At 47.9% G+C, this 26241-nt stretch carries 28 protein-coding genes; 15 read left to right on the top strand and 13 right to left on the bottom strand.

Annotated features, from left to right (window positions below; all coding sequences use genetic code 11):
- The first annotated feature begins 9 nt into the window (after positions 1 to 9).
- The 6 genes from rpsA (at position 10) to AMJAP_RS04080 (ending at position 4668) form a co-directional block, all read left to right on the top strand.
- The gene (gene rpsA / locus AMJAP_RS04055) at positions 10 to 1683 is read left to right on the top strand and encodes a 30S ribosomal protein S1 (protein WP_026340199.1); all 1674 of its coding nucleotides are present in this window, start codon (positions 10 to 12) and stop codon (positions 1681 to 1683) included.
- A gap of 68 nt (positions 1684 to 1751) precedes the next feature.
- Positions 1752 to 2051, top strand: coding sequence for an integration host factor subunit beta (ihfB, locus tag AMJAP_RS04060; protein ID WP_019622502.1), 300 nt, complete (start codon positions 1752 to 1754; stop codon positions 2049 to 2051).
- A gap of 26 nt (positions 2052 to 2077) precedes the next feature.
- Complete coding sequence (locus AMJAP_RS04065) at positions 2078 to 2386, top strand: lipopolysaccharide assembly protein LapA domain-containing protein (protein WP_236588743.1); 309 nt, start codon at positions 2078 to 2080, stop codon at positions 2384 to 2386.
- 1 nt (position 2387) lies between these two features.
- Complete coding sequence (gene lapB, locus AMJAP_RS04070) at positions 2388 to 3563, top strand: lipopolysaccharide assembly protein LapB (protein WP_019622504.1); 1176 nt, start codon at positions 2388 to 2390, stop codon at positions 3561 to 3563.
- A 32-nt stretch (positions 3564 to 3595) separates the two neighbouring features.
- Entirely contained in the window at positions 3596 to 4303 is a 708-nt protein-coding gene (gene pyrF, locus AMJAP_RS04075) for an orotidine-5'-phosphate decarboxylase (RefSeq protein ID WP_019622505.1), read from the top strand.
- An 83-nt stretch (positions 4304 to 4386) separates the two neighbouring features.
- A complete protein-coding gene (locus AMJAP_RS04080; protein WP_019622506.1) occupies positions 4387 to 4668 on the top strand; it encodes a ComEA family DNA-binding protein in 282 nt (93 codons plus the stop codon).
- A 77-nt stretch (positions 4669 to 4745) separates the two neighbouring features.
- On the opposite strand, the gene AMJAP_RS04085 is transcribed toward AMJAP_RS04080, so the two are convergent.
- The 4 genes from AMJAP_RS04085 to typA form a co-directional block, all read right to left on the bottom strand.
- Positions 4746 to 5639, bottom strand: coding sequence for an AEC family transporter (locus tag AMJAP_RS04085; protein WP_019622507.1), 894 nt, complete (start codon positions 5637 to 5639; stop codon positions 4746 to 4748).
- Between the two features lie 15 nt (positions 5640 to 5654).
- Positions 5655 to 6092: a D-aminoacyl-tRNA deacylase gene (dtd, locus tag AMJAP_RS04090; protein ID WP_019622508.1), complete on the bottom strand. Its 438-nt coding sequence runs from the start codon at positions 6090 to 6092 to the stop codon at positions 5655 to 5657.
- Between the two features lie 21 nt (positions 6093 to 6113).
- Positions 6114 to 7064 carry a prolyl aminopeptidase gene (gene pip / locus AMJAP_RS04095; RefSeq protein ID WP_019622509.1) on the bottom strand — a complete coding sequence of 317 codons (951 nt, stop codon included), beginning with the start codon at positions 7062 to 7064 and terminating at the stop codon, positions 6114 to 6116.
- Positions 7065 to 7150: 86 nt separating this feature from the next.
- Positions 7151 to 8971, bottom strand: a complete 1821-nt coding sequence (typA, locus tag AMJAP_RS04100; protein WP_019622510.1) for a translational GTPase TypA — start codon at positions 8969 to 8971, stop codon at positions 7151 to 7153.
- Positions 8972 to 9405: 434 nt separating this feature from the next.
- On the opposite strand from typA, the gene glnA reads away from it, so the two are divergent.
- The 5 genes from glnA (at position 9406) to trmL (ending at position 14089) form a co-directional block, all read left to right on the top strand.
- Entirely contained in the window at positions 9406 to 10809 is a 1404-nt protein-coding gene (glnA, locus tag AMJAP_RS04105; protein ID WP_019622511.1) for a glutamate--ammonia ligase, read from the top strand.
- Between the two features lie 85 nt (positions 10810 to 10894).
- Positions 10895 to 11077, top strand: a complete 183-nt coding sequence (locus AMJAP_RS04110) for a hypothetical protein (RefSeq protein ID WP_019622512.1) — start codon at positions 10895 to 10897, stop codon at positions 11075 to 11077.
- Complete coding sequence (gene glnL / locus AMJAP_RS04115) at positions 11074 to 12135, top strand: nitrogen regulation protein NR(II) (RefSeq protein ID WP_019622513.1); 1062 nt, start codon at positions 11074 to 11076, stop codon at positions 12133 to 12135. Before AMJAP_RS04110 ends, glnL begins: the two co-directional genes overlap by 4 nt.
- Positions 12136 to 12137: 2 nt before the next feature.
- Positions 12138 to 13562 carry a nitrogen regulation protein NR(I) gene (gene glnG, locus AMJAP_RS04120; protein ID WP_026340200.1) on the top strand — a complete coding sequence of 475 codons (1425 nt, stop codon included), beginning with the start codon at positions 12138 to 12140 and terminating at the stop codon, positions 13560 to 13562.
- Positions 13563 to 13624: 62 nt separating this feature from the next.
- A complete protein-coding gene (trmL, locus tag AMJAP_RS04125; protein ID WP_019622515.1) occupies positions 13625 to 14089 on the top strand; it encodes a tRNA (uridine(34)/cytosine(34)/5-carboxymethylaminomethyluridine(34)-2'-O)-methyltransferase TrmL in 465 nt (154 codons plus the stop codon).
- Positions 14090 to 14211: 122 nt separating this feature from the next.
- Here the strand turns inward: trmL and secB are convergent, their stop codons facing one another.
- From secB to AMJAP_RS04140, 3 genes are read right to left on the bottom strand one after another with little or no spacing between them, the layout of a single operon-like run.
- On the bottom strand, positions 14212 to 14697 hold the full coding sequence (secB, locus tag AMJAP_RS04130) for a protein-export chaperone SecB (RefSeq protein ID WP_019622516.1): 486 nt from the start codon (positions 14695 to 14697) through the stop codon (positions 14212 to 14214).
- Positions 14698 to 14723: 26 nt separating this feature from the next.
- The gene (gene grxC / locus AMJAP_RS04135) at positions 14724 to 14978 is read right to left on the bottom strand and encodes a glutaredoxin 3 (RefSeq protein ID WP_026340201.1); all 255 of its coding nucleotides are present in this window, start codon (positions 14976 to 14978) and stop codon (positions 14724 to 14726) included.
- 1 nt (position 14979) lies between these two features.
- The gene (locus tag AMJAP_RS04140) at positions 14980 to 15393 is read right to left on the bottom strand and encodes a rhodanese-like domain-containing protein (protein WP_019622518.1); all 414 of its coding nucleotides are present in this window, start codon (positions 15391 to 15393) and stop codon (positions 14980 to 14982) included.
- Between the two features lie 265 nt (positions 15394 to 15658).
- Between AMJAP_RS04140 and gpmI the strand changes: the two genes are divergently transcribed.
- The 4 genes from gpmI to AMJAP_RS04160 are packed head-to-tail and all read left to right on the top strand — an operon-like array spanning position 15659 to position 20659.
- The gene (gpmI, locus tag AMJAP_RS04145; protein ID WP_019622519.1) at positions 15659 to 17209 is read left to right on the top strand and encodes a 2,3-bisphosphoglycerate-independent phosphoglycerate mutase; all 1551 of its coding nucleotides are present in this window, start codon (positions 15659 to 15661) and stop codon (positions 17207 to 17209) included.
- 35 nt (positions 17210 to 17244) lie between these two features.
- Entirely contained in the window at positions 17245 to 18387 is a 1143-nt protein-coding gene (locus AMJAP_RS04150; RefSeq protein ID WP_019622520.1) for a murein hydrolase activator EnvC family protein, read from the top strand.
- A gap of 53 nt (positions 18388 to 18440) precedes the next feature.
- Entirely contained in the window at positions 18441 to 19778 is a 1338-nt protein-coding gene (locus AMJAP_RS04155; protein ID WP_019622521.1) for a S41 family peptidase, read from the top strand.
- A gap of 29 nt (positions 19779 to 19807) precedes the next feature.
- On the top strand, positions 19808 to 20659 hold the full coding sequence (locus tag AMJAP_RS04160; protein WP_040404772.1) for a divergent polysaccharide deacetylase family protein: 852 nt from the start codon (positions 19808 to 19810) through the stop codon (positions 20657 to 20659).
- 34 nt (positions 20660 to 20693) lie between these two features.
- Here the strand turns inward: AMJAP_RS04160 and AMJAP_RS04165 are convergent, their stop codons facing one another.
- From AMJAP_RS04165 to coaBC, 6 genes are read right to left on the bottom strand one after another with little or no spacing between them, the layout of a single operon-like run.
- The gene (locus AMJAP_RS04165; protein WP_019622523.1) at positions 20694 to 21461 is read right to left on the bottom strand and encodes a sulfite exporter TauE/SafE family protein; all 768 of its coding nucleotides are present in this window, start codon (positions 21459 to 21461) and stop codon (positions 20694 to 20696) included.
- Positions 21462 to 22052, bottom strand: a complete 591-nt coding sequence (gene slmA, locus AMJAP_RS04170) for a nucleoid occlusion factor SlmA (RefSeq protein ID WP_019622524.1) — start codon at positions 22050 to 22052, stop codon at positions 21462 to 21464.
- Positions 22052 to 22966 carry an acetylglutamate kinase gene (argB, locus tag AMJAP_RS04175; protein WP_019622525.1) on the bottom strand — a complete coding sequence of 305 codons (915 nt, stop codon included), beginning with the start codon at positions 22964 to 22966 and terminating at the stop codon, positions 22052 to 22054. Before argB ends, slmA begins: the two co-directional genes overlap by 1 nt.
- Positions 22950 to 24380 (bottom strand): phosphomannomutase/phosphoglucomutase, encoded by a 1431-nt coding sequence (locus tag AMJAP_RS04180; RefSeq protein ID WP_019622526.1) that lies wholly within the window; start codon positions 24378 to 24380, stop codon positions 22950 to 22952. The genes argB and AMJAP_RS04180 overlap by 17 nt, the downstream gene beginning before the upstream one ends.
- A 54-nt stretch (positions 24381 to 24434) precedes the next feature.
- A complete protein-coding gene (gene dut, locus AMJAP_RS04185; RefSeq protein ID WP_019622527.1) occupies positions 24435 to 24890 on the bottom strand; it encodes a dUTP diphosphatase in 456 nt (151 codons plus the stop codon).
- A gap of 1 nt (position 24891) precedes the next feature.
- Entirely contained in the window at positions 24892 to 26100 is a 1209-nt protein-coding gene (gene coaBC, locus AMJAP_RS04190) for a bifunctional phosphopantothenoylcysteine decarboxylase/phosphopantothenate--cysteine ligase CoaBC (protein ID WP_019622528.1), read from the bottom strand.
- Positions 26101 to 26241: the final 141 nt, after the last annotated feature.

Raw genomic sequence — 26241 nt, forward strand, 5'->3', positions numbered from 1 at the left:
TTGGCCGGTATGAGTGATAGTTTTGCGGAACTGTTCGAAGAGAGCTTAAAAGAGCTGGATATGCAGCCTGGCTCTATCATTACCGGTCTTGTGGTTGCGATTGACGGTGACTTTGTTGTTGTCCATGCGGGTCTAAAGTCTGAAGGTGTTATCCCTCGTAGTCAGTTTTTAGATATTAACGGTGAATTAAGTATTGCCGTAGGAGATCAGGTGCAGGTTGCTCTGGTTTCTCTGGAAGACGGTTCCGGCGAGACGCAACTGTCCCGGGATAAAGCAAAGCGCGCTGAAGCCTGGCAAGTGCTCGAAAAAGCGCTTGAGAATGATGAAATTGTTACTGGGCATATTACGGGTAAAGTCAGGGGCGGTTTTACGGTAGATATAAACGCTATTAATGCCTTTTTGCCGGGCTCCTTAGTTGATATTCGTCCGCTTCGCGATACCTCTCATTTAGAAAATCAAGAATTAGAATTCAAGCTGGTTAAGTTGGATGCTAAAAGCAATAACATTGTCGTATCCCGTAGAGCTGTACTGGAAACCGCCTACAATGAAGAGCGGGACAAGCTACTCGCTACCCTGGATGAGGGTATAAAGGTTAAAGGTCTGGTTAAGAATTTGACGGACTATGGTGCTTTTATCGATCTGGGTGGTGTAGATGGCTTGTTGCATATTACGGATATCGCCTGGAAGCGGGTCAAGCATCCCGGCGAGCTGTTAAGTGTTGGTGATGAGATTGATCTGAAAGTGTTGCGCTATGACCGTGAAAAAGGTCGTGTGTCGCTGGGTATGAAGCAACTGACAGCTGATCCATGGGATGAGTTTAAGAGTAATAATCCGGTGGGTAGTAAAGTTTCTGCTAAGGTTAGTAACCTTGCTGAATATGGTTGTTTTGCTGAAATTCAGGCCGGTATCGAAGGCTTAGTACATGTTTCTGAGATGGATTGGACCAATAAAAATGTTCATCCGTCCAAGGTCGTACAGGTTGGTGATCAGATTGAGGTTATGATTCTGACTATAGATGATCAGCGTCGACGCATCTCTCTGGGAATGAAACAGTGTAAAGCCAACCCATGGGACGCTTTTGCAGAGACCTATACTAAAGGTACCAAGGTTTCTGGAATGATTAAGTCGATTACTGACTTCGGCGTTTTTATTGGCTTTGAAAGCGGTATTGATGGTTTGGTTCATATTTCTGATCTATCGTGGGATATGGATGGTGAGGAGGCCGTAAAGGCCTATAAGAAAGGTGATACCGTTAAAGCGGTTGTTCTGGCGGTGGACTCTGAGCGAGAGCGTGTTTCGCTCGGAATAAAGCAGTTAGGGAGCGATCCTTTCTCGGAATTTACCTCTGCCCATGAGAAGGGTGCAGTCGTTAGCGGTAAAATTACTCAGGTCGCATCGAAATATTTGACCTTAGAGTTAGCTGAAGGTATTGAAGGTACTGTTAAATTGCAGGAAGCCTCTTTTGAACGACTGGATGATTTGAGCAAAACTTTCAGTACAGATAGCGTTATTGATGTGCTGATTACGAATATTGATAAGCGCAATCGAAACATAGCTCTTTCAATAAAGCAGTTAGAAAAACAGCAGGAAAAACAAGCTCTGGATGCAATGAAGCAGCAGGTTGAGTCGTCGGGACCCATGACTATAGGTGATCTGATTAAAGCTCAGCTGGAAAAAAAATAGAATTATGAAACATATTGAGTCTGATAAGGTGTGGATTTTCTCCAGGCCGATAATGTCAGGGGGTGACCATGACTAAATCTGAACTGATCGAGCGTTTGATAGACCAGAATGAACAGCTTTCTATTAAAGATGTAGAGTTAGCTGTTAAAACTATGCTGGACCATATGACTGAGTCTCTTTCGGAGGGAGATCGTATTGAGATCCGGGGGTTTGGAAGCTTTAGTCTGCACTTTCGCGCACCAAGGGTCGGACGTAATCCAAAGACCGGTGATTCAGTTTCTTTGGATGCTAAATATGTACCGCATTTTAAGCCAGGTAAGGAACTTCGTGAGCAGGTAAATGATAGCCTGAATAGCGGTCGTTCTTGAATAGCTAAACAATTAATAAGGGGTTAATGATGCGTTGGTTGAAAACGCTACTGGTACTGATTCTCTGTATTGCATTTCTTTTCTGTGGCTGGACGTTTGCTACATTGAATACTGACTTAGTATCAATAAATCTGTTTTTTGTTACCTTGCCTGAAGCGAGCCTCTCTTTATGGTTAATGGCGAGTTTCGTTCTCGGCGGTGTTGCCGGTGTTGTAGTGAGCAGCCTGTTTGTCATGCTGTTAAAGCTCAAGCTGCAGTCTGCTCGTCGAAAGATACAGGCCGCCGATAAGGAACTGGATAAGCTGCGAACAGCTTCTCTTAACCGTCCTGCCTGAGATGTCTGAATATCTGTTTATCATCCCGCTGTTTATTGCGATTGCTGCTGGTTGGTTCTTGGGACGGTGGCAGAGCAGAGGTAAAAAGTCAGTAAAACAGTCTCTGCAGCAAGAGTACTTTCAGGGACTCGATTATCTGTTAAGTGAAAATACGGATAAAGCGATCGAAAGTTTTATTCGGGCTTTAGAGATTAATTCCTCAACTATTCCAGCACATATCGCTCTGGCAAAACTGTTTCGTAAGAAAGGTGATGTTGATCGGGCTATTCAGATTCATCAAAGCTTGTTAGCCAGATCAGACCTTTCCCGGCATGACTTTCTGCGTATCCAGATGGCGTTGGCGCGAGACTACTTTGCGGTTGGGCTGCTAGATCGAGCTGAAAATTTACTTTTAGAGATAAAAGCTCAACGGCCGGGAGCTGATATACACCAAAAAGTAATGTCATTGCTGATTCGGCTGTATGAAAAAGAGCAGGAGTGGCAGCAAGCGCTGGATCTGGCTAATCAGTTGATGAAATCAGAGTTGCAGGGACTTGAGGTTGAGCTCAGTCATTATTGCTGTGAGCTAGCAGAAGACTTGATTCAGCAACAGCGTTACAGGCATGCCGCTGAGAAGCTTAGAGTGGCTTTGACTTATGATAAATCAGCGGTGCGCGCAAGTTTATTACTTGCTGATATTGCCATAAAGCAGCAGGACTGGAAAACGGCGATTAAAGAACTTAAGCGAGTAGCAGACCAGGATACAGTGTATCTGTCAGTTACTATTAAGCGTCTGAAGCAGTGCTATACAGAGCTGAATCAGTTAACTGAGTTCGAGCGGCTGATGCAGCACTGGCTAAATAAAAGCCCTTCAACAACGGTTATGCTGGCGGTAGCTGATTGTATACTTGAGCGAGATGGAGCCTATCCAGCTGGGGCGTTTATTACCGATCAGTTAAAACAAAGACCTTCGATTAAAGGTTTTAATCAGCTGATAGATCTGTATATTGCTCATGCATCCAAGGGCGCGAATGAGAGCCTGATGGTATTACGCGGGCTGACCGGTCAGCTGGAACTGAGTAAACCTGTATACAATTGTCAGCGGTGTGGTTTTTCTGGAAAGTCGCTACACTGGCAATGTCCTTCCTGCCAGAATTGGGGGACAACAAAACCAGTCCTGGGTCTTGAAGGTGAGTAAACAGGACCATAATTTGTATGAGATATAACTGAATGAATGATGCTAAACGGGTTATCGTTGCACTTGATTATCCGGATCAGCTATCTGCCCTGAGTATGGCAGATCAGCTGGATCCTGAAAAATGCCGAGTTAAAGTAGGCAAAGAGCTCTTTACCCGGGCTGGACCTGAGGTGGTAGAAGCGCTGCACAAGAAAGGTTTTGATGTTTTTCTAGATCTGAAATTCCATGATATACCCAATACAACTGCTAAGGCTGTTCGGGCGGCGGCAGAGATGGGCGTATGGATGGTAAATGTTCATGCGTCAGGTGGCCGAAGAATGATGGAGGCTGCGCGTAACGAACTGGATCAGGTGAATGGAGCCCGTACATTTTTAATTGCGGTTACGGTTTTGACGAGTATGGAACGTCAGGATTTGGCAGATATTGGCATGGATATTGAACCATTAGAGCATGTTAAACGGCTGGCGCTGCTGACTCAGAATAGCGGATTGGATGGGGTTGTTTGTTCTGCTCAGGAAGTGGCTCCCTTGCGACAGATTGTAGCTCCAGAGTTTCAACTGGTTACTCCGGGTATCCGTCCGGCTGATGCAGAAGTTGGTGACCAGAAGCGAATTATGACCCCGGGTGAAGCGATTGGTGCAGGAAGTACTCACTTGGTTATAGGTCGTCCTATTACACGGGCTGCGCTACCGGTTGAAGCTTTGCAACGCATTGAAAATGAGATCCTTGCAGCACGCTAGTTGTCACTTCTGAAAATTGTGCTATTTATTAAGGGCTGGTTTTTAAAACCGGCTCTTTTTTTAGCTAAATTAAGGAAACAACGATGAAATGGAATTCATTTATTAAGACGTTTTTACTGACACTCTGCCTGACATTGCCTTTTAATGTTTCAGCTGGAGCGATGGTGAATATCAATACGGCGCCTGCTGATATGCTGGTCGAGATGCTTCAGGGTATAGGTCCTGCTAAGGCGCAGGCGATCGTTGATTACCGTGAAGCTAATGGGCCGTTCAAAACGGTTGATGATCTGGCTAAGGTGAAAGGGATAGGTAGCTCTACCGTTACAAAGAATCTTGAAGTCATAGCAGTCGATGACTCGCAGTAGCGAAAAGGCAACGTTGCAGTTGTAAACCTTTAAGTTGTTAAGGCTGCCATTGGCAGCCTTTTTTTGTAGTGTGAATTCTAGAGTACAAAGACCAGCGTAGCGGGGATAAAGAACAGGGCTCCCATATTGCCAAGCAAGACAATCGATGCCACCTGCTTTGGCTCCTGATTATATTGTTCTGCCACTATGTAGTTGAGTACGGCAGGAGGTAATGCGCCAAAGATAATGAGATAAGCAAACTGCTCGGACGATAGTTGCAGAAGCTGCTGTGCGGCATAAGCGACCAGAATGCCTGCAATTGGGCAGAGTAAAGCGCCTGTTACACCAATTTTCCAGGCGCTGAAGTCGACGGTAATGAGTCGGACTCCCAGTGTGAATAGTAATAAAGGAATTGAGATCTGTCCCAGCATATCCAGGGCAGAGGCGATGGAGGCGGGTACTGTAAGACCGATACTACTCCAGCTTAAGCCTGCGATAGTCGCGATGATGATTGGCATCCTCAGTAGTCGCCAGGGATTGGTTTTGTGATCCATCATATAGATGCCCAAAGTGAAATGTAGCGTCATTTCGACGATGAACAGCATGATCGCTGCGGGAAGTGCATGCTCGCCAAAGGCTAAGATGATCAGCGGTAAGCCCAGGTTGCCGCTGTTACTAAACATCATCGGTGGCAAAAAAGTTTTTGCCTGTACTTTGAGTAAGCGGCAAAAAGGCCAGAGCAGTAATCCAGAGCCTAGTATTACCAGTGCGGCCCCAATAGCCAGGGATTGATATCTCACCAGGTCGAAAGACTTATCGGACAGTACAAAGAATATCAGCGCTGGGACAAAAATATCCATATTTAACTGATTTGCCAGCGCCATATCTGGCTTTTTATAGCGGCCATAGAGGTATCCGCACAGGACGATTGCGAAGAGGGGAAATACGGTCAGAAATATTCGTTCGGCCAGCGCCAGGGCAGTGCTATCCATTAATTATCCATCTAATCAGCTTTCGAGAATAAAGGTGACAGGACCGTCGTTGACCAGACTTACCTGCATATTAGCGCCAAACTGACCCGTAGCGATATCTGGGTGGAGTGTCCGCGCCTGCCTGACAAAGTAGTCGTAAAGTGCTTCGCCTTGAGCGGGGGGGGCTCCTTTTGAAAAACCGGGTCGAAGTCCTTTTGCTGTATCAGCAACCAGGGTGAATTGAGACACGATCAACAACCCGCCTTCGCGTTGCTGAAGGTTGAGGTTCATCTTACCTTCGGTGTCGGCGAAAATACGGTAATTCAAGACCTTCTGTAACAATTTGTCCGCGCTAGCTTCGGTGTCGCTTTTTTCCACTCCCAGTAGAAGTAGTATCCCTGGGCCTATCTCTCCCTGGCGCTGATCTTCAATGTCAACTGAAGCCGATCGAACCCGCTGTATCAGAGCTTTCAATAGTGCATCCTGTTATTTTGTTTATGCTCTTGATAAAGCAAACTGTTTGGTTGCTTTGATCAGGTTATCGGTTATGCCTCGTTCCAGCGCGCTGTGGCCCGCGTCTCTGACTATATGGAGTTCTGCCTGAGGCAGGGCTGCATAAAGTGCGAAGGCTTGTTCGATGGGGCAAACTACGTCGTATCTACCGTGTACGATGACGGTTGGAATGTTTTTGATCTTATCAGCGTCGCGAATGATCTGATTCGGCTCGATAAATGCGTGATTGATAAAATAATGCGCTTCAATGCGAGCCATAGCCAAGGCGACATGTGGATCGCCAAAATGCTCGACCACGTCGTGATTAGGGTCGAGAGTAGAGCAGCGTCCTTCCCATACTGACCAGGCTTTCGCTGCCGACATGCGGGCAATTTCGTTATCTGATGTGAGGCGCTGGTAGTATGCGCTGAGCATATTATCCTGCTCTTCTACTGGGATCTCATTAAGATAGTCTTGCCAGTAGTCGGGGAAAATAGCACTGGCGCCCTGTTGATAAAACCAGCGTATATCCTGTTCGCGGCAAAGGAATATGCCTCTTAGAATCATGCCCAGAACCCGTTCCGGATAGGACTCTGCATAAAGCAGGCTCAGTGTTGAACCCCAGGAGCCGCCGAACAATAACCATTGGTCAATGTCGAGGTGTTCGCGGATCTTTTCAATATCAGCAATCAGGTTTTTAGTAGTATTACCAGCCAGGTTGGCATGGGGTGTTGACTGGCCGCAACCGCGTTGGTCGAAGAGAATGATGCGGTATTTTTCAGGATCAAAGAAGCAACGATTAAAACTATTGGTGCCGCCACCAGGACCGCCGTGGATAAACAGAACAGGAATGCCCTGAGCGTTACCGCTCTCTTCTATATAGAGAGTATGGAGTCCATCAACAGCAAGCTGATGCTGTTTATAGGGATTGATATCAGGATAAAGAGTATTCATCTGTGGTGTCCTAAAGAGTCGATCCAGACACCGGGAGTATAGCCCGGAACAGTGGTCGCTGTCCGGGCTATTTGCGAGCTAACTTATTAAGCTTTAGCTGCGCGTGACTGACGCTTACGTTCGTTTTCAGTCAGGAGTTTTTTACGCAGACGGATGCTCTCAGGCGTTACTTCTACCAGTTCGTCATCTTCGATAAAGTCCAGTGCCTGCTCAAGTGTGAAATTGATTGGCGGAGTCAGCTGAATGTTTTCATCAGTACCGGAAGCTCGAACGTTGGTCAGCTGCTTACCCTTGATTGGGTTAACGGCCAGGTCGTTATTACGGCTGTGAATACCCAGTAGCATACCTTCATAAACATCGATGTTTGGTACAACACACAAACGACCGCGGCTTTGCAGGTTCCACAAAGAGTAGGCCAGTGCTTTACCGGATACCATGGAAACCAGAACACCATTAGTACGGCTGACAACTTCACCCTGCTTTACAGGACCGTAGTGGTCGAATACAGAAGTCATGATGCCGCTACCGGAAGTCATGGTCATGAACATAGAGCGGAAGCCGATAAGGCCACGTGAAGGCATCAGGAAGGTCAGACGAACACGTCCTTTTCCGTCTACTTCCATGTTAGTCATGTCGGCTTTACGGTTACCAAGTTCTTCAATAATGCTGCCCTGATGCTGATCTTCAACGTCGATCAGTACCACTTCATAAGGCTCATGAACTTCACCGTCAACCTCTTTCTGAATTACTTCAGGACGAGATACACCCAGCTCGTAACCTTCACGACGCATAGATTCGATCAGAACCGACAAGTGTAATTCGCCACGACCGGAAACCTGGAATTTCTCAGGAGAGTCACCCTGTTCAACGCGCAGTGCTACGTTGTGGATAAGTTCACGTTCTAGGCGATCCTTAATGTTACGACTGGTTACAAACTTACCTTCTTTACCAGCAAAAGGAGAGTCGTTAACCTGGAAGGTCATGGATACTGTAGGTTCGTCAACAGACAGTGGTGGCAGTGCTTCAACCTGAGCTGGATCACAAAGAGTATCGGAGATGTTAAGGACATCGATACCTGTTACGCACACGATATCACCGGCGCGGGCTGATTCAACTTCAACACGTTCAAGGCCAAGGTATCCCATTACTTTCTGCAGCTTACCACTACGTATCTTGCCTTCGGCATCGATAACTTTAACCTGTTGGTTTACCTTAGCGGTACCCCGGGTAATACGGCCTACACCGATTACACCAACGTAGCTGTTGTAATCCAGTGCGGAGATCTGCATCTGGAAAGGACCTTCGGTATCAACTTTAGGTGGCTCAACGTGTTTAACAATCGCCTCGAAAAGTGGCGTCATATCGTCAGCCAACTCGTCTGCTTCAGGGCCCGCAATACCGTTCAATGCTGACGCGTAGATCACTGGGAAGTCCAGTTGCTCGTCGGTTGCTCCCAGGCTATCAAACAGTTCGAATACCTGGTCGATAACATAATCAGGACGAGCGCCAGGGCGGTCGACTTTGTTAACGACTACGATTGGGCGAAGACCCTGATCGAAGGCTTTCTGAGTTACGAAGCGCGTTTGAGGCATTGGGCCGTCAACGGCATCAACCAGAAGGCATACACAGTCAACCATAGATAGAACTCGTTCAACTTCGCCACCAAAGTCGGCGTGTCCGGGAGTATCTACGATGTTGATGTGGTAGTCATTCCATTCAATGGCAGTGTTCTTTGCCAGAATGGTGATACCACGCTCTTTTTCCTGGTCGTTCGAATCCATGATTCGTTCGGTGCCTTCGTCACGACGGCCCAGGGTTCCGGACTGTGCAAGAAGTTTATCAACCAGAGTAGTTTTACCGTGGTCAACGTGGGCAATGATGGCAATGTTTCTGAGTTTTTCAATCACGTCTGGGAACCTGTGCAGACAAATTTAATAAGGCGGGCATTATACATGAGTTCAGTCCCAGCGGTGGCTTTCTTGTGTAGAGAAAGATGAAAATAGTTTTTTTTCTGGTTTGTTGATCTGTTTTAGAGGATAAGTCCATTTTGATGGAGTATTATGTTGGCACCTTTTTAAGGCGGCATGCATTGAAATTTAGCAACAAGAGATACGCTGCGCTATTTTGGGGCATTGCCTCTCATTGGTGCGCTAATTTGGTTGCGTTGTTTAAGCGATAAGCCCTAGCCTGGTTGCTATAGAGCGCAGGGTAGTGGGTAGAGATAAGCTGGCATGCCCTTTGCCTTTTAAAACGGAATAATGCTTGTTTGTTGTCAGGCTTGTGAAAGCTTTCAAACGCAACAGACAGGTGTCTGGCAATATAACCTAGTGGAGAAAGTCAAATGTCAGAGACTCTTAATCTGATTAAAGAGCATGATGTTAAGTGGGTTGATATGCGTTTCACCGATACCCACGGTAAAGAGCAGCACGTTACTATCCCCGTAACTGAAATTAACGAAGATTTTTTCGAAGAAGGCAAGATGTTCGATGGTTCATCCATCGGCGGCTGGAAGGGTATTAACGAATCAGACATGATTCTGCTGCCAGACGATTCTGCTTCTGTAATGGATCCATTTGCTGAAGATTCTACAGTTATTGTTCGTTGTGACATTGTAGAACCTACCACTGGTCAGGGTTATGAGCGTGATCCACGTTCTGTTGCTAAGCGTGCTGAGGCATATCTGAAGTCTACCGGGATCGCGGATAGCGCTATGTTTGGTCCTGAGCCAGAGTTCTTCGTATTTGACGAAGTTAAATGGCATGCTGATATTAGTGGTTGTGGCTACACTATCGGTTCTGAAGAAGCGTCGTGGTCTACTAATCATAACTTCGAAGGTGGTAACACGGGTCACCGTCCACGTGTTAAGGGTGGTTACTTCCCTGTACCGCCAGTAGATTCTCTACACGATCTGCGGGCTGCGATGTGTGATGCTATGTCGGCTATGGGCCTGACTATCGAAGTTCATCACCACGAAGTAGCGACGGCTGGCCAGTGTGAGATCGGTGTCGGTCCTAACACACTGACTGCTAAAGCTGATGAAGTACAAGTTCTGAAGTATTGCGTACACAATGTTGCTCATGCATACGGTAAGACTGCTACTTTCATGCCTAAGCCGCTGGTAGGTGATAACGGTTCTGGTATGCACGTCCACCAGTCTCTTTCTAAAGATGGTGTGAATATCTTCCATGGTGATGCTTATGCTGGTCTGAGTGAAACAGCGCTGTTCTATATTGGTGGTATCATCAAGCACGCTAAAGCGCTAAATGCTCTGACGAACGCATCTACCAACGCATACAAGCGTCTGGTTCCAGGCTTTGAAGCCCCCGTTATGTTGGCATACTCTGCCCGTAATCGTTCTGCTTCTATCCGTATTCCATACGTGACAAACCCTAAAGCGTTCCGTATTGAAACACGTTTCCCTGATCCATCTGCTAACCCTTATTTGTGCTTTGCTGCTCTGATGATGGCTGGTCTTGATGGTATTCAGAACAAAATTCACCCTGGCGATGCAGCGGATAAGGATCTATATGATCTGCCTGCTGAAGAAGCGCTGGCGATTCCAACAGTAGCGGCTTCTTTCGAAGAAGCTCTGGCTGCTTTGGATAATGATCGTGAGTTCCTGACAGCTGGTGGTGTATTCACCAACGACATGATCGATGCTTACATTACTCTGAAAACAGAAGAGTGTGAAAAGGTAAGTCAGACGACTCACCCAGTTGAATTTGATCTGTATTACTCTGTTTAATCCTTAAGGGTTAACCGTTAAAAAAGCCTCCTTATTGGAGGTTTTTTTTGTCCCAGGATTTGTGCACTATTTTGGTGCGCATGCTATGATTAAAAGTGGAGCAGGCAGTGATCAGAGTGTGGGTTTTATGGGTGCAGAGCCCCGTATTCCCGCTTTTTCCCATGGTTATGCTGAATTGGTTTATTTCTTGCTTTGTACTTACTCATTGGCATTTTCCCGACAGAAAAAATGCTATGCCAGCTTTCTCGTAACCCAGGGTTATAAATGATTACACCTGAACTGCATAAACACATACTGGATAATTTGACCACAGCAACTGTTTTAGTCAATGGTCAGCTGGAGTTGGTGTATATGAACCCATCTGCAGAAATGTTGCTTGAAGCCAGTGCCCGACGGTTGCAGCAATTGCCATTTCATGACTGGTTCATGGTGGATGATGATCAGAATGCTTTAACGGGTGCATTGGAAAATGGTCATCCTTTTACCAAACGAGAAGCTAAGTTGGTGACGCTGGCAGGAAGGGAGATAACGATAGATTACAGTGTTAACCCGATGCCCCAGAAATATGGCCGGTTAGTGTTAATCGAATTGACTCCCCGGGATCGACTTATTCGTATATCTCGCGAAGAGGAGTTAATGAGTAATCATCAAACGGTGACTTCTTTGGTGCGAGGCCTTGCTCACGAGATTAAGAATCCGTTGGGAGGTTTGCGGGGAGCGGCTCAGTTACTCGAGAGAGAGCTGCCCGATATTGCCTTGCATGATTATACCCGGGTCATTATTGAAGAGGCTGATCGGCTGCGAAATCTGGTCGACAGGTTGCTTGGACCGCATAAGATGCCACGCCTTGAAGAGGTAAATATCCACTCAATTCTGGAACATGTCAGTAGTCTGGTGAGTGCAGAAGCCGGTGGTCAAATTAACATGCAACGAGATTATGACCCGAGCTTACCTGAGTTTATGGGGGATCGGGAGCAGTTAATTCAGGCGGTGCTGAATATTATCCGTAACAGTATGCAAGCGATGCAGGAGGCCGGGACTGCTCAGCCTCAGATACAGTTACGAACCCGGGTAGTGCGTAATTTGACACTGGGTTCTGAGATGCATCGTTTGGTCTGTTGTGTAGAGGTTTCGGATAATGGTCCGGGTATACCGGAAGATATTCTACAGAAAATTTTCTATCCCATGGTCAGTGGCCGTGCGACGGGAACGGGTCTCGGTTTATCGATTGCTCAATCTGTTCTGGCGCAACACCGGGGGTTGATTGAATGCGATAGCGTCCCCGGAAAAACCTGTTTTCAATTACTAATACCCCTGGAGAATTAATGATGACTAAGGCTGCATCTGTCTGGATTGTAGATGATGATCGTTCTATTCGCTGGGTGATGGATAAAGCCCTCTCCGGCGAGGATGTCAATGTAACGTTGTTTGAAAGTGGCGATAGTATGCTGCAACAGCTTCAGCGTGAAGTACCTGATGTGGTGGTTAGTGATATTCGTATGCCGGGCATTGATGGGCTCGAATTACTAGAGCGGGTAACTGATCAGCATCCGGAGCTGCCAATTATTATTATGACGGCCCACTCCGATTTGGATAGTGCGGTGGCTTCGTATAAAGGGGGGGCATTTGAATATCTGCCAAAGCCTTTTGATATTGATGAAGCCTCAGCGCTGGTGCTCCGGGCGGTTGAGCACTCCCGTGAACAGCAGCAACAGCGAGGTGAAGAGCCTGACGCTCAAACTGAAATTATTGGTGAGGCACCGGCGATGCAAGAGGTGTTTCGGGCTATTGGGCGCTTATCTCAATCAAATATCACGGTGCTGATTAATGGTGATTCGGGTACCGGTAAAGAGTTGGTTGCGAATGCATTGCACCAGCATAGCCCTCGCTCAACAGCGCCTTTTATACCCCTGAATATGGCGGCTATCCCGAAAGACCTAATCGAGTCTGAGTTGTTTGGGCATGAAAAAGGGGCTTTTACCGGGGCTGCTGCGGCTCGTCCGGGACGTTTTGAGCAGGCAGATGGTGGTACGCTCTTTCTCGATGAGATTGGTGATATGCCGGCGGATACTCAGACGCGTTTGTTACGTGTGTTGGCTGAGGGCGAGTTCTATCGGGTAGGTGGACATACATCGGTTAAAGTGGATGTAAGGATTATTGCGGCAACTCACCAGGATCTGGAAAAGCTAGTGCAGGACGGGCGCTTCCGTGAAGACCTTTTTCATCGTCTCAATGTTATCAGAATACATATCCCTAAGCTGGCGGAGCGGCGGGAAGATATTCCCCGTTTAACACGCCATTTTCTGCAAACTTCAGCAGAAGAGTTGAGCGTAGAATCGAAACTGCTGCACCCGGATACTGAAGAGTTTATCTGTGGTTTACCCTGGCAGGGTAATGTGCGGCAGTTAGAGAATACCTGCCGCTGGTTGACGGTAATGGCGTCGGGTCGAGAAGTTCTGGTGAGCGATTTGCCGCCGGAGCTGCTGGAGCAAACGGGGATTGAGCAGGTTGTTACATCTAATTGGGAAAAAGCGTTGCGTAACTGGGCAGAGCAACAGCTTCAGCGAGGGGGCTCCGGAATACTGGATACTGCGGTACCGGCTTTTGAGAAAATTATGATCGAAGCTGCTTTGAAGCATACCGCGGGTCGTCGTAGAGATGCCTCTCTGTTGCTAGGGTGGGGGCGGAACACCTTGACCCGTAAGATTAAAGAATTAGGAATGGATGAGGTTTCTGAAACGACAGAGGCGTAATCTTCATCCGGTTTCCGCTATAATCCCTCTCTTGTGAGATGTACGAGCCAGGGATTTTTTTTATGCTGCATGTAGTGCTTTACCAGCCCGAAATACCACCGAATACAGGCAATATTATTCGCCTTTGTGCTAACACAGGTTTCCAGTTACATCTGGTTGAGCCGTTAGGTTTTGATTTCGATGATAAAAAACTGCGTCGTGCCGGGTTAGATTACCATGAGTTTGCCCAGGTGAAACGCTATGCTGACCTGAGTAGCTGTTTGTCAGCGCTAGGGCAGGGGAAGGTTTGGGCGTTGACGACCAAAGGTAGCCAGAACTATTCAAGTGTGGCGTTTACTGCGGGAGATGTGTTGTTGTTTGGCCCTGAAACCCGGGGGTTGCCGGTCGAAGTGCTCGATAGCTTACCTGTAGATCAGCGACTAAGGTTGCCGATGAATGCGGATAGTCGAAGTTTGAATCTTTCCAATACCGTGGCAGTAATGGTTTATGAAGCCTGGCGTCAGTTGGATTTTGGTGGGAATGTATAAAGGGTTGTCTGTTATTTAGAGTGCGTATCGATATGCACTAGCTGTTTTAGTAATGATTCTGATCTACAAAAAATAAAAAATCCGATGACATTGCTGTCATCGGATTTTTTACGAGCATTAATTTAATGCTGTGGAGCATCTGCTGCAGGTGCTTGCTCAGCTTGCTTTTGCATCTGTTGAGCATAGAGTGCGTCGAAGTTAACTGGCGATAACATCAGGGCAGGGAAGCTACCTTTGTTGACCAGGTTGTCGATCGCTTCACGTGCATATGGGAACAGGATGCTTGGGCAGAATGCGCCCAGGGTGTGATGAAGCTCGGCTTCAGCCAGCCCGGAAACGGTGAAGATACCCGCTTGCTGTAATTCTGCCAGGAATGCTGTGTCGCCATCGTTTTTAGCAGTAACGGTCAGAGTTAGTACAACTTCAAACACATTCTCGTCTAAGCTGGAAGTGGCGGTATTCATATCCAGATTAATCTCTGGCTGCCATTGCTTAGTGAAAACCTGTGGTGAGTTTGGGGCTTCAAAAGAAGCATCTTTCAAGTAAACGCGTTGAATTGCAAACTGTGGAGCTTGCTGTTCCTGGGTGTTCTGTTCGTTCTCAGCCATGGTTGTATTGTCCTTATAAGTATTGACTAGTTGGCTAATAGCGAATCTAGTTTGTCTTGTTGTTCAAGAGCAAACAGATCATCGCATCCGCCAACATGAAGTTCGTCGATGAAGATTTGCGGTACTGAAGTGCGCCCGCTTCGGTCGATCATCTCTTGACGTGCACTGGGTACCGCATCAATGTTGATCTCATTGTATTCTGCGCTTTTATGATCAAGTAACATCTTTGCGCGCCGGCAGAAAGGGCACCAGCTATTACTGTAGAGTGTTATTGTCGACATGCTATTTAATAACCGGCAGACTCTGGGCTTTCCACTCAGTCATTCCGCCGGACAGGCGAACAACGTTTTCAAAGCCCAGTTCTTTTAGTTTCTTACTTGTAGCGCCCGCAGTCTGACCAATATTACAGACGACAATAATGGGCTTCGCCTTATACTTTTCCAACTCCGTCAGGTGGTTGTCCAGATCGCTTGCAGGGATGTGGATCGCGTTGGTGATATAGCCTGTCGAAAATTCTTTCTTAGGGCGGATGTCGAGAACAACAGCGTTCTCTTTATTGATCAGTCGGGTGGCTTCGTGAGTGCCTACAGATTTGCCGGCCTTTCTCTGTTCTGTCCATAGCAACATTGCCAAAGTCAGAGCCCAGGCTGCCACAATCATAAAATTGTTGTCGATGAATTCGAGCACTTGTTCCATTATCAATATCCGGCCAGTTGCGGACCCTTAATATTAAGTGGTTCGCGGTGAGAGTTTTTAAAGCCGGTAAGTATACCTTGCCGGAACGAAACTGGTAACAGCTCAGAGGTGAATTCCTGATGAAAATGTGTGATTCATAACGATCTGAGGAGCAAACTGAAAATTCTTTAGTTGGCGCCGGGATTTGCCGGTCAGAATTCGCCATTGGTGTTGTTTCTCAGTAAAATGTTCAGTCTCTGCAATAACTGAAAATGAAAAGACCTCTATGACTAACCAGCGTGCCCCAAAAGCGTTAATTATTCTTGATGGACTCGGTGTAGAATCGACTGAATCCAGTGCCCTAGCGACTGCAAATACTCCCACCTGGGACCGGTTAATGGCTGAATCCCCACATAGTCGAATAGCTACTTCAGGCCTTGCTGTCGGTCTGCCTGAAGGGCAGATGGGTAATTCCGAAGTTGGGCATATGAATATTGGTGCAGGTCGGGTGGTCTACCAGAATTTCACGCGTATCAATAAAGCTGTAGAAGAAGGTGCTTTGTTCGAGAATAAAGTGCTCATTGATGCGATAGATAAAGCTGTTGCAGCTGGTGGGGCTGTACATGTGACGGGCTTGTTATCACCGGGTGGTGTGCACAGCCATGAAGAACAGATATTTGCATTATTGGAAATGGCTGTAAAGCGAGGGGCTCAGAAACTGTATCTTCACGCTATTCTTGATGGTCGGGATATGCCACCGCGTAGTGCTGAGCCTTCTATTAAAGCGGCAGAAGCAAAATTCTCTGAGTTAGGTAAGGGAGCTATCGCAACCGTTGTCGGACGGTATTTCGCGATGGATCGTGATAATCGGTGGGATCGGGTTCAACTGGCATACGATGCGATGACAAAAGGATTGGCGCCTTGCTACGAAACATCTGCACAGGATGCTTTAGGTAACGCTTATGAGCGTGGTGAGAATGATGAGTTTGTTCAGGCGACCAGTATTATAGGTGAAGATGGTCAACCGATTGGTCTGGTCCGCGATGGTGATACAGTGATCTGTGCCAATTTCCGTCCGGATCGTGCCCGGGAGATTACCCGTGCTTTTGTTGAGACCGGTTTTGATGGCTTTACACGCAGCACCGTGCCTCAATTGTCTGATTTTGTCATGCTGACAGAGTATGCCTCAAATATAGAGGCTAGTTGTGCTTATCCGCCCGTGAAGTTGTTCAATAGCCTCGGGGATTTTCTTGCGCAGCAGGGTAAGACACAGCTACGGATTGCTGAGACTGAGAAATATGCTCATGTGACCTTCTTTTTTAATGGAGGTGAAGAGCAGCCGTATAGCGGGGAGGATCGGATTTTGGTGCCTTCACCGGATGTGGCAACCTATGATCTGAAGCCAGAAATGAGTGCTCCCGAAGTAACGCAAAAACTGGTTGAAGCTATTAAAAGTGGTAAGTACGACCTCATAGTTTGTAACTTTGCGAACCCGGATATGGTGGGTCATACCGGTAATTTTGAAGCGGCAGTAAAAGCTGTTGAAGTGATTGATAACTGCTTGTCTGAGGTTTTGGCCGCGATGCAAACCGTGGCCGGAGAAACTCTGATTACAGCGGATCATGGTAATGTTGAATTGATGATTAATCCTAAAACAGGTCAGGCGCATACGGCGCACACTATCTGGCCGGTAGCGCTGGTGTATGACGGGCCGCGTAACGCGGAGTTAACGCTTAAAGATGGTTCACTTTGCGATTTGGCGCCGACCTTGCTTGATCTAATGTCGTTGGATCAACCAGCGGAAATGACAGGTCAGTCATTGGCACAATTAGGATAAGGATTTAGGCCGTTCATTGAACGGCCTTTTTATATATGCAGAAAAAACTGTTTACCCTTTGTGTGGCAACGTTACTGTTGAGCTTATGTTTGCCCATTTCAGCCGCTCAGGAAAAGGCAACTGAGACACAGATAAACTCGCTCAAAAAGAGTATTGCTGAACTGGTTGAGACGTTGGGAACGTTAAAAGGTGAGCGTAAATCGGTCCAGCAGGCGTTGCGTCGTAGTGATAAATCAATTGGTGAGCTTGCCCGGGAAATTTTACGGCTGAATAACCAATTGAAGGGGGCGGAAGATCGTTTAAGAAAACTAGAGCGAAAGAAAGCCCCTTTATTTAAGTCGTTGAAGCAGGAAGCTGTGAATCTGGAACAGCAGTTACGACAGCAGCACAAAGCTGGCACGCAACCTCGGCTACAGCTCCTACTGACACAGCGTGATCCGGAACAGGTTTCCCGGATGCTTCACTATTACGATCGTATCAATCAGACCCTGAGTCAACGACTGCAGAATTTCCGTGCAGGGTTGGTTAAATTAGATCAAGCGGAAAGTGATATTCGCTCAGCACAGCAGGATATTTTTGATCGTCGAGATCTTTTGAAGGCACGGTCAGGCGATCTGGAGTCAGTGCGTAAGGAGCGACGGGTTGTACTGAGTAAGCTCGAAAATAAGCTCAGTAGTGGTAGTCAGCAATTGCAGGCGATGCAGGTCGATCAGGAACGATTAGAACAGCTTCTGAGTAAAATTCGCTCATCAATTGAAAAAATTTCCCTGGGTGGGAATGAACGTTCATTTCGGGAGTTAAAAGGGCGTCTGCCCTGGCCTGCAAAGGGCAGTGTCAGCCGTCGCTTTGGTAGTCGAAACAGTGGTGTTCGTTATGAAGGTGTGCTGTTTTCACAGCGGTCGGGGTACCCAGTTAAAGCGATTCATCATGGCAGAATCGTTTTCTCTGACTGGTTGCGGGGCTACGGATTGTTAACCATTGTGGATCATGGCGGAGGTTATATGAGCTTGTATGGTCATAATGAATCATTACTCCGGGAAGTTGGAGAGTGGGTTTCCAGTGGTGATCAGCTAGCAACTGTAGGTAGCAGCGGTGGCAGTACTAAACCGGGTTTATATTTTGCTTTGAGGTATAAAGGAAATTCAACAGATCCGCTTAAATGGCTGGCGAGAAGGTAGCTCGAGCGGTTATGCTGTTTTAATATTTAACAGATGCAATTAAAGGATGAATCATGACGCTGAAGCAACAGCTTTCCAGCTTTACCAAACCTCTGTTGCTAGCCTGTCTGCTAAACGGATCAGTGAGTACGCTATCTGCAGCAGATGCGGTACCTGAGGCTGCGCCGGTTAAAAGCATTCCGCTGGAAGAGATCCGTCTGTTTACTGAAGTTTTTGAACGCATTAAGCACTCGTATGTTGAGCCGGTTGATGATGCCGAGTTATTGGAAAATGCTGTGCGGGGAATGTTAGCAGGGCTTGATCCGCATTCTGCTTATCTTGAGGCGGATGCCTTTTCGGATTTGCAAAGTCATACCAGTGGTGAGTTTGGTGGACTGGGTATTGAAGTCGGCATGGAAGATGGTTTTGTACGTGTTATTGCCCCTATTGATGATACCCCGGCATATCGGGCGGGAGTCAAGGCGGGAGACCTGATTATAAAGTTAGGTGATCAGTCCGTTCAGGGCATGGATCTTAGTGACGCGGTGAAGCTTATGAGAGGTAAGCCGGGTTCAGAGTTGTTGTTAACTATTGTCCGTGAAGGTGAAGATAAACCTCTGGAAATTATCGTGAAGCGCGATGTTATTCGTGTGACATCCGTTAAACAGCGGATGCTGGAAGACAGCATTGGTTATCTGCGTATTACTCAGTTTCAGGTGAATACGGGCAAAGATCTGTTAAAAGCTATCGAACGCCTTCAGGAAGAAACGGAGCTCAGAGGGTTAGTGCTTGACCTGAGAAACAATCCGGGCGGTGTATTGCGGGCAGCAGTTGAGGTAAGTGATAGCTTTATTGATCAGGGACTGCTTGTTTATACGCAGGGCCGGGTTGCGAATTCAGAGCTGCGCTACAATGCTACCCCCAAAACATTGGTGGATAACCGTTTACCGCTTGTTGTCCTGATTAATCAGGGTTCAGCGTCTGCTTCTGAAATTGTCGCAGGGGCGCTTCAGGACCATGCACGGGCTGTTATTATGGGTGTTGATAGTTTCGGTAAAGGGTCGGTGCAGACGATTTTACCCCTGACTAAGCAGCGGGCATTAAAGTTAACCACCGCCCGTTATTACACCCCGAATGGTCGCTCTATACAGGCGCAGGGCATTGTTCCGGATATCTATGTTGCTGAAGCGAGTGTCAGCCTGAAAGATTCAGGTAACTTTATTAAAGAACGCGATCTGAGCGGACACCTTGAGAACGGTCCCGAAGCGGCTGACAAAGCTGCCGGGCTTAGCTCGTCACTAGTAGAAAATGATTTCCAGCTTTACGAAGCCTTCAATCTGCTTAAAGCCCTGGCGATTATTACTCCGGTCGCAGTAGTGGACCCATCTGAGCAGGAAGCCGAGGCTCAGTGATCAGATTTATCCGGGAGCTTCGAGAAATTATGTCGTATATTCTTGTGGGCTTGGCTCTGCTGGCTATGATTGTTCGGCCAGTGGCTGCTGAAACGGTGCTACCCCGATTGGTCGTTATTGTTGATGATATGGGTAATAACCTAAAACAGGGAGTCGCTGCGATTAATTTACCAGGCCCTGTGGCTTATTCCGTATTGCCGCATACGCCTCACAGTGTCGCGTTGGCTGAGATGGCTTATGGTCAGGGCAAGGAAGTTATGCTTCATGCCCCTATGGCGAATACGGCACGTCTGAAGCTTGGACCGGGAGGTTTGACAGAGGATATGACCCGGCAGCAATTACAAAGTGTCTTACGTAGCAGTATCGCTGCTGTTCCTTATGTCTCGGGTGTTAATAACCATATGGGAAGTCTGCTGACTCAGAAACGTCAGAAGATGGACTGGGTAATGGATGTCTTGGCAGAGCAGGGCCTGTATTTTCTGGATAGCAAAACGACCACTAAGAGCATGGCCTGGAAATCGGCATACTCTCAGGGAATCCCCTGGCTGGTGCGTGATGTTTTTCTGGACCATGAACAGACTACCGAGTTTGTGGATAAGCAGTTTCGCTATGGTCTTCGTCTGGCCCGTGAGCAGGGCTTTGCCGTGCTGATTTGTCATCCATACCCAGTGACTATTGAGTATCTTAAGCATGCGTTACCTAGGATAGGAGAGCAGGGCATTCAGTTAGTGTCACCGGGCGGATTCCTGCTTCAACAAGCCGAGGCCAGAAGGCTGGTTGAAGCTCAGCAAGCGGAGCGAGATATTTGCAATCAGGGTGAAGGCTTGTGCGAGGCTACTTTGGCGCACCAAGATGGTAGCCGTCGTTCTAAATCAGAGTAGGTCTTCGTAAGTACATAAAACTGGTTTTGAACTCTCAGAATAGCAACAGTCCGTCTGCTATCAGTTTGATACCAACGAGTATTGTCAGTGTTTCAAAGGCTCTTTTTATCACCGAGTTTCCCTTTTTTAAGGCAATGTGAGTGCCGGTATAGGCACCAATGATTGCGCCTGCAATCAGGGCCGGTAGCCACTCCCAATGAGGGGGCTGTTGTAGCGCAACGGTCAGAGCACCAAAGCCGTTCCAGAAAAGTCCGACTAAAATTAATACGTATGCAACGGCGGTTTTATAATCCAGGCCAAACCAGCGTACTAGCCAGATGGTAACAAAAAGACCGGTGCCTGAGGTGAGTGAGCCGTTTAAAATTCCAATCAGGCAAAGCACTACTCCTCCCAGATATAAGCCCCTGCGATCGCGGTTACGGGGTTGATGGGTCAAGCCCAGTTGGGGTTTGAAGATGGAATAAACGCCCAAACCAGTAGTGAGAAGGCCGAGGCAGAAAATAGTCAGGCTTTCCGGCAGGCGCAGAATGAGTATACCGCCTAATACTACGCCGGGAAGACCGCTGGCGAGGATAAAGAGACAGAAGCGAAGATCCAGAGATTTCTCTCGGAGATGACGTAGTGTCGCGCCAATTCCCAGCGCTACACTGGCGATCTTATGGGTAGCCAGTGCACTACTGAAGCTGAGCCCAAGAAACAGCAAGACCGGAAGCTGGAGCAAGCCTGCGCCGCCACCGGCCATGGCGGATAAGCCATTAGCCAGAAGTGAAATCAGCAGCAGGCTGAGTTGTTCAATAATCACTTAACGGCTGGCAGCCGTGGCAATCACGCTCCACTGGTCGGCCCAGTTAGTGGTTGGCCGGGCTTTGAACTCGCTCCGTACAAACTGCCGTATCCGTCCCTCAGCACACGCCAGCATCAGGTTAGCAGTGGTTCCACCGGTGAGTTCAGTACGGAAGCCTTCAGTCTGTTCGGCGGTCCGCAGAATCTGTTTCAGCTGAGTTTCCATTCGCTCAAAAAACTGATTGATCCGTTGTCGTAACCGATCGGTTTCCCCGGATAGGGCGTCACCGGTAAGAATCCGCCCCATCCCTGGATTCTTCTCAACAAATGCCAGCAGCAGCGTGAGGATCTGTTCGCACTGTTTAATGGCATTGGCATCTGAGCCGGTAATGATCGTAATTCGGCTGAACATAGTATCTTCGATAAAAGCGATCAGGCCTTCAAACATACGCGCCTTGCTCGGGAAGTGACGATATAACGCCGCTTCTGATACGCCGACATGCTTGGCAAGGGCGGCTGTTGTGATCCGGGCACCCGGATCACTTTCCAGCATCATAGCTAAGGATTGAAGTATTTGCTCTCTGCGGGAGGGCTTTTCCTGAGCATTCATTAATTTGACACCTTAGGGGGGTGGTTGGAGATCAGAGTACCGACACCTTCATCAGTGAATAGCTCCAGCAGGCAGGAATGCTCTACCCGGCCATCGATAATATGGGCGCTGGTAACGCCGCTTTTTACGGCACTTAATGCGCAGTCAATTTTTGGCAGCATGCCGCCATAGATTGTGCCATCTTCAATCAGGTCATCAACCTGTGTTGTAGATAAGCCGGTGAGAACTTGCCCCTCTTTATCCATCAGGCCGCTGATATTGGTGAGCAGGATTAACTTTTCAGCCTGCAGAACCTCTGAAACCTTGCCGGCTACAAGATCGGCATTAATGTTATAGGATGCACCATCAGCGCCGACGCCAATCGGAGCGATAACCGGGATAAAGTCTGAGTTACTTAGCATATCCAGTACGCTGGTGTTGACGTGATCAACTTCACCTACATGGCCTATATCGATAATTTCAGGCGCTTCCATCTCTGGAGATTTATGCTTTACCTTTAACTTACGGGCCCCTAATAGCATGCCGTCTTTGCCTGTCAGGCCGATCGCTTTACCGCCGTTACGGTTAATCAGACCCACAATATCCTTGTTGACCATGCCGCCAAGTACCATCTCGACAACGTCCATGGTTTTAGAATCCGTGACGCGCATGCCGTTGACAAAATGGGATTCTATCGCGAGCTTATCCAATAGGTCACCGATTTGAGGGCCACCGCCGTGGACGACAATCGGGTTAATACCGATCAATTTCATCATCACAATATCGCGGGCGAAGCTGTCTTTTAGTTTTTCATCGATCATCGCGTTACCGCCGTATTTGATAACGACGGTTTTACCGGAAAAACGTTGGATGTAAGGCAGTGCTTCGCTTAGCACGTTTGCGGTATTGATCGCAGCTTTACGTGTCAGTGGCATTAGTATCTTCTCTGTATATGGAGGTTGTGTAGTTTGTAAACGCTAACTCAGGAATTTGCAAGTCAGGAATGATAGATTTTAGTTTTTCTTCCAGTAGTGCGCTGATGCGAACCAGTGCTGAGGAGGTCAGTGCTTCGACGCGCAGTGTCAGCATTGGCGTCGTATTTGAGGGCCTCAGGCCAAACCAGCCGTCGGGGTATTCAACTCTCAGTCCGTCGATAGAATAGACGTTTGCTGGTGCAAAATCGAACTCTCGAAACTGCTCAATTATTTCAAACTTACTCTCATCAGTGACCGGAATATGGATCATAGGTGTCGAGGGCAGTGGCGCAAAGGGATGAAAAAGCTCGGCGACTGTCAGATCGGTACGGCCTAACAGTTCAAGTAATCGTACGGCGGCGTACAAGCCATCATCAAAGCCATACCATTGTTCAGCAAAAAACAGATGGCCGCTGAATTCACCCCCAAACATAGCCTTGGTTTGCTGCATTCGATTTTTGATCATTGAATGACCGCAGCACCACATATCTGATTGTCCGCCCAGTTGATCAATTAACCGGGGAAGCGTGATAGAGCACTTAACATCGTAGACGATCTTAGATCCTGGATGGCGTTGAAGCAGGTCTTGTGCAAAGAGGCAGATCAACTGATCCGGGGTGATAACCTTGCCCTGGTTGTCGACTACGACCAGTCGGTCACCATCGCCGTCCAGCGCCAGGCCGATATCAGCGCCTGATTGTTGTACTTCGGTGATCAGATCGACCAGGTTTTCTGCTTTTTCCGGGTCAGGATGGTGGTTAGGGAAATGACCATCTACATCGCAATAAAGGGGGATTACCTGACAACCAAAGGCTTTTAAAAGAGGGGTAATCCAGGGGCCGGGAATGCCGTTGCCGCAATCTACAACGACTTTAAGGCTTCGCTGTAAAATATGGTTTTTAAGAACTCTGTCATGATATAGAACTTTAATATCCTGCTGGGTCAGGGTTCCGGTGCCTTCTGCGAGGTCTCCGGAGGTGATGCGATGATATAGTCCGGTGATCTCATCGCCGGATAATGTATGTCCTCCCAGCATGATTTTACAACCGTTGTAATCGGCGGGGTTGTGGCTGCCGGTGATCATTACACCTGACCCTGTGTCTAAGGCATGTGTTGCAAAATAGAGGACCGGTGTCGGCACCATGCCCAGATCGATGACGGACACGCCACTTTGTAATAACCCCGCAATTAGTGCATCACTTAGAACAGGGCTCGACAGCCTGCCGTCATAGCCAACACAGATTGTCGACTGTTGACGGTTAAGAGCTTCACTGCCGATCGCCTGTCCAATCAGTTTAGCTGTTTCGTTATTGAGATTCAGAGGGTAGGTTCCCCGAATATCATAAGCGCGGAAAATAGCGGGATTGATACTCACCGGTTAAGCTCTTCCTATAATTGATGCGAATGATTTATGACCCAGGATTGTTTTTCAGTGGCGACCTGAAGAGCCAAAACCGCCTTCGCCCCGGTCGCTATCACGAAACTCTTGCACAACTTCAAACTCAGCCTGAATGACCGGTACCAGAACCAGCTGAGCAATACGTTCGCCGGGGGTGACTGTAAAGGGAGTATGGCCACGGTTCCAACAAGAGACCATTAACTGGCCCTGATAGTCGGAGTCGATCAGGCCGACAAGGTTGCCCAGAACGATACCGTGCTTATGACCCAGCCCTGAACGGGGCAGGATCATAGCGCAGAGTCCCGGGTCTTCAATGTGAATAGCGATCCCGGTGGGGAGTAATTCTGTCTGCCCTGGTTCAAGTGTCACTGGCTGATCAAGACAGGCTCTGAGGTCCAGTCCGGCTGAGCCAACCGTTGCATAATGGGGAAGAGGGTATTCAGTGCCGATACGCTGATCCAGTAACTTGACCTGAAGTTTCTGCATGCTAGTGGTCCTTTTTCTGCTCAGCGGCCGCGATGATTTCAATCAGTTTGTGTGCTAACTGGCGTTTGCTGCTCAATGGCAGCTGTGTTGCCCCTTCATGGCTAACAACGGTAACGGCATTATCATCGCTATTAAAACCGATATCGCTGCGTGAGACATCATTGGCAATAATCAGGTCAAGATTTTTACGTTCAAGTTTTCCCTGAGCATAGCTGATGACATCACGGGTCTCTGCGGCAAAACCGATGGTATAGGGCTTGTTTTGTTGAGCTGCGACGCTGGCTACAATATCTGGATTTTTGATCAGGTGCAGCTCCATGATCTCTTCATTGCCTTTCTTCATCTTGTGCTCGGCTACCGATACTGGTCGGTAATCTGCCACAGCGGCTGAAGCGATGAATATATCGCACTGGTCGATATTCTGCAGAGAGGCCTCAAGCATATCTTCGGCGCTCTGTATCATGATGCGTTTACAGCGTGGCGGTGCGGGTAAGTTGACCGGGCCACTTATCAGGGTCACTAGTGCCCCGGCATCGACCGCAGCTTCAGCCAGGGCATAGCCCATTTTTCCTGAACTGTGGTTACTGATATATCGGACCGGATCTAACGCTTCGCGAGTGGGGCCCGCGGTGATAAATACCTGCTTGCCGCTAAGTAATCCCCGGTCAAACAGAGCAGCGGTCTGCTCGGCTATCTCAAGAGGTTCCAGCATTCGTCCAGGGCCCGTATCTCCACAGGCCTGCTCGCCAACACCGGGGCCCAGAAGGCGAACGCCTTTGCCCTGCAAGCTGTTTGCATTGTTTTGGGTTTGCGGATCACGCCACATTGCCTGGTTCATTGCCGGAGCCAGAACGATTGGGGCTTCGGTTGCCAGGCACAGAGTAGTCAATAAATCATTGCCTTGTCCGCTATCCATGCGTGCCATGAAGTCGGCACTGGCCGGGGCGATTAGCACCATGTCGGCCCATTTTGCCAGTTCAATATGGCCCATGCCTGCTTCTGCTTCCGGGTCCAGTAAATGTAGATGGACTGGATTTCCGGACAAAGCTTGCATTGTCAGCGGTGTTATAAATTCTGTTGCGGCAGGTGTCATAACGATCTGGACATCAGCCCCTGCGCCTTTTAGGAGTCGGGTTAGTTCTGCACTTTTATAGGCAGCGATACCGCCTGTGATTCCTAAAAGGATCTGTCTGTTAGTAAGTCTCTGCATACAAGGTAACTATTATATCTGCAGTAATTCGGGAGGCATAAGATACCACTATCTATGGTTGAGTTACATTCCTGAAGTTGGTCTACACTAACTTCGTAAGATCGATTGCTAAGGTAATCGTTAATAGATATTGAACAACAC

Origin of the sequence: Amphritea japonica ATCC BAA-1530, assembly GCF_016592435.1 — a bacterium.
Classification (GTDB): Bacteria; Pseudomonadota; Gammaproteobacteria; order Pseudomonadales; family Balneatricaceae; genus Amphritea; species Amphritea japonica.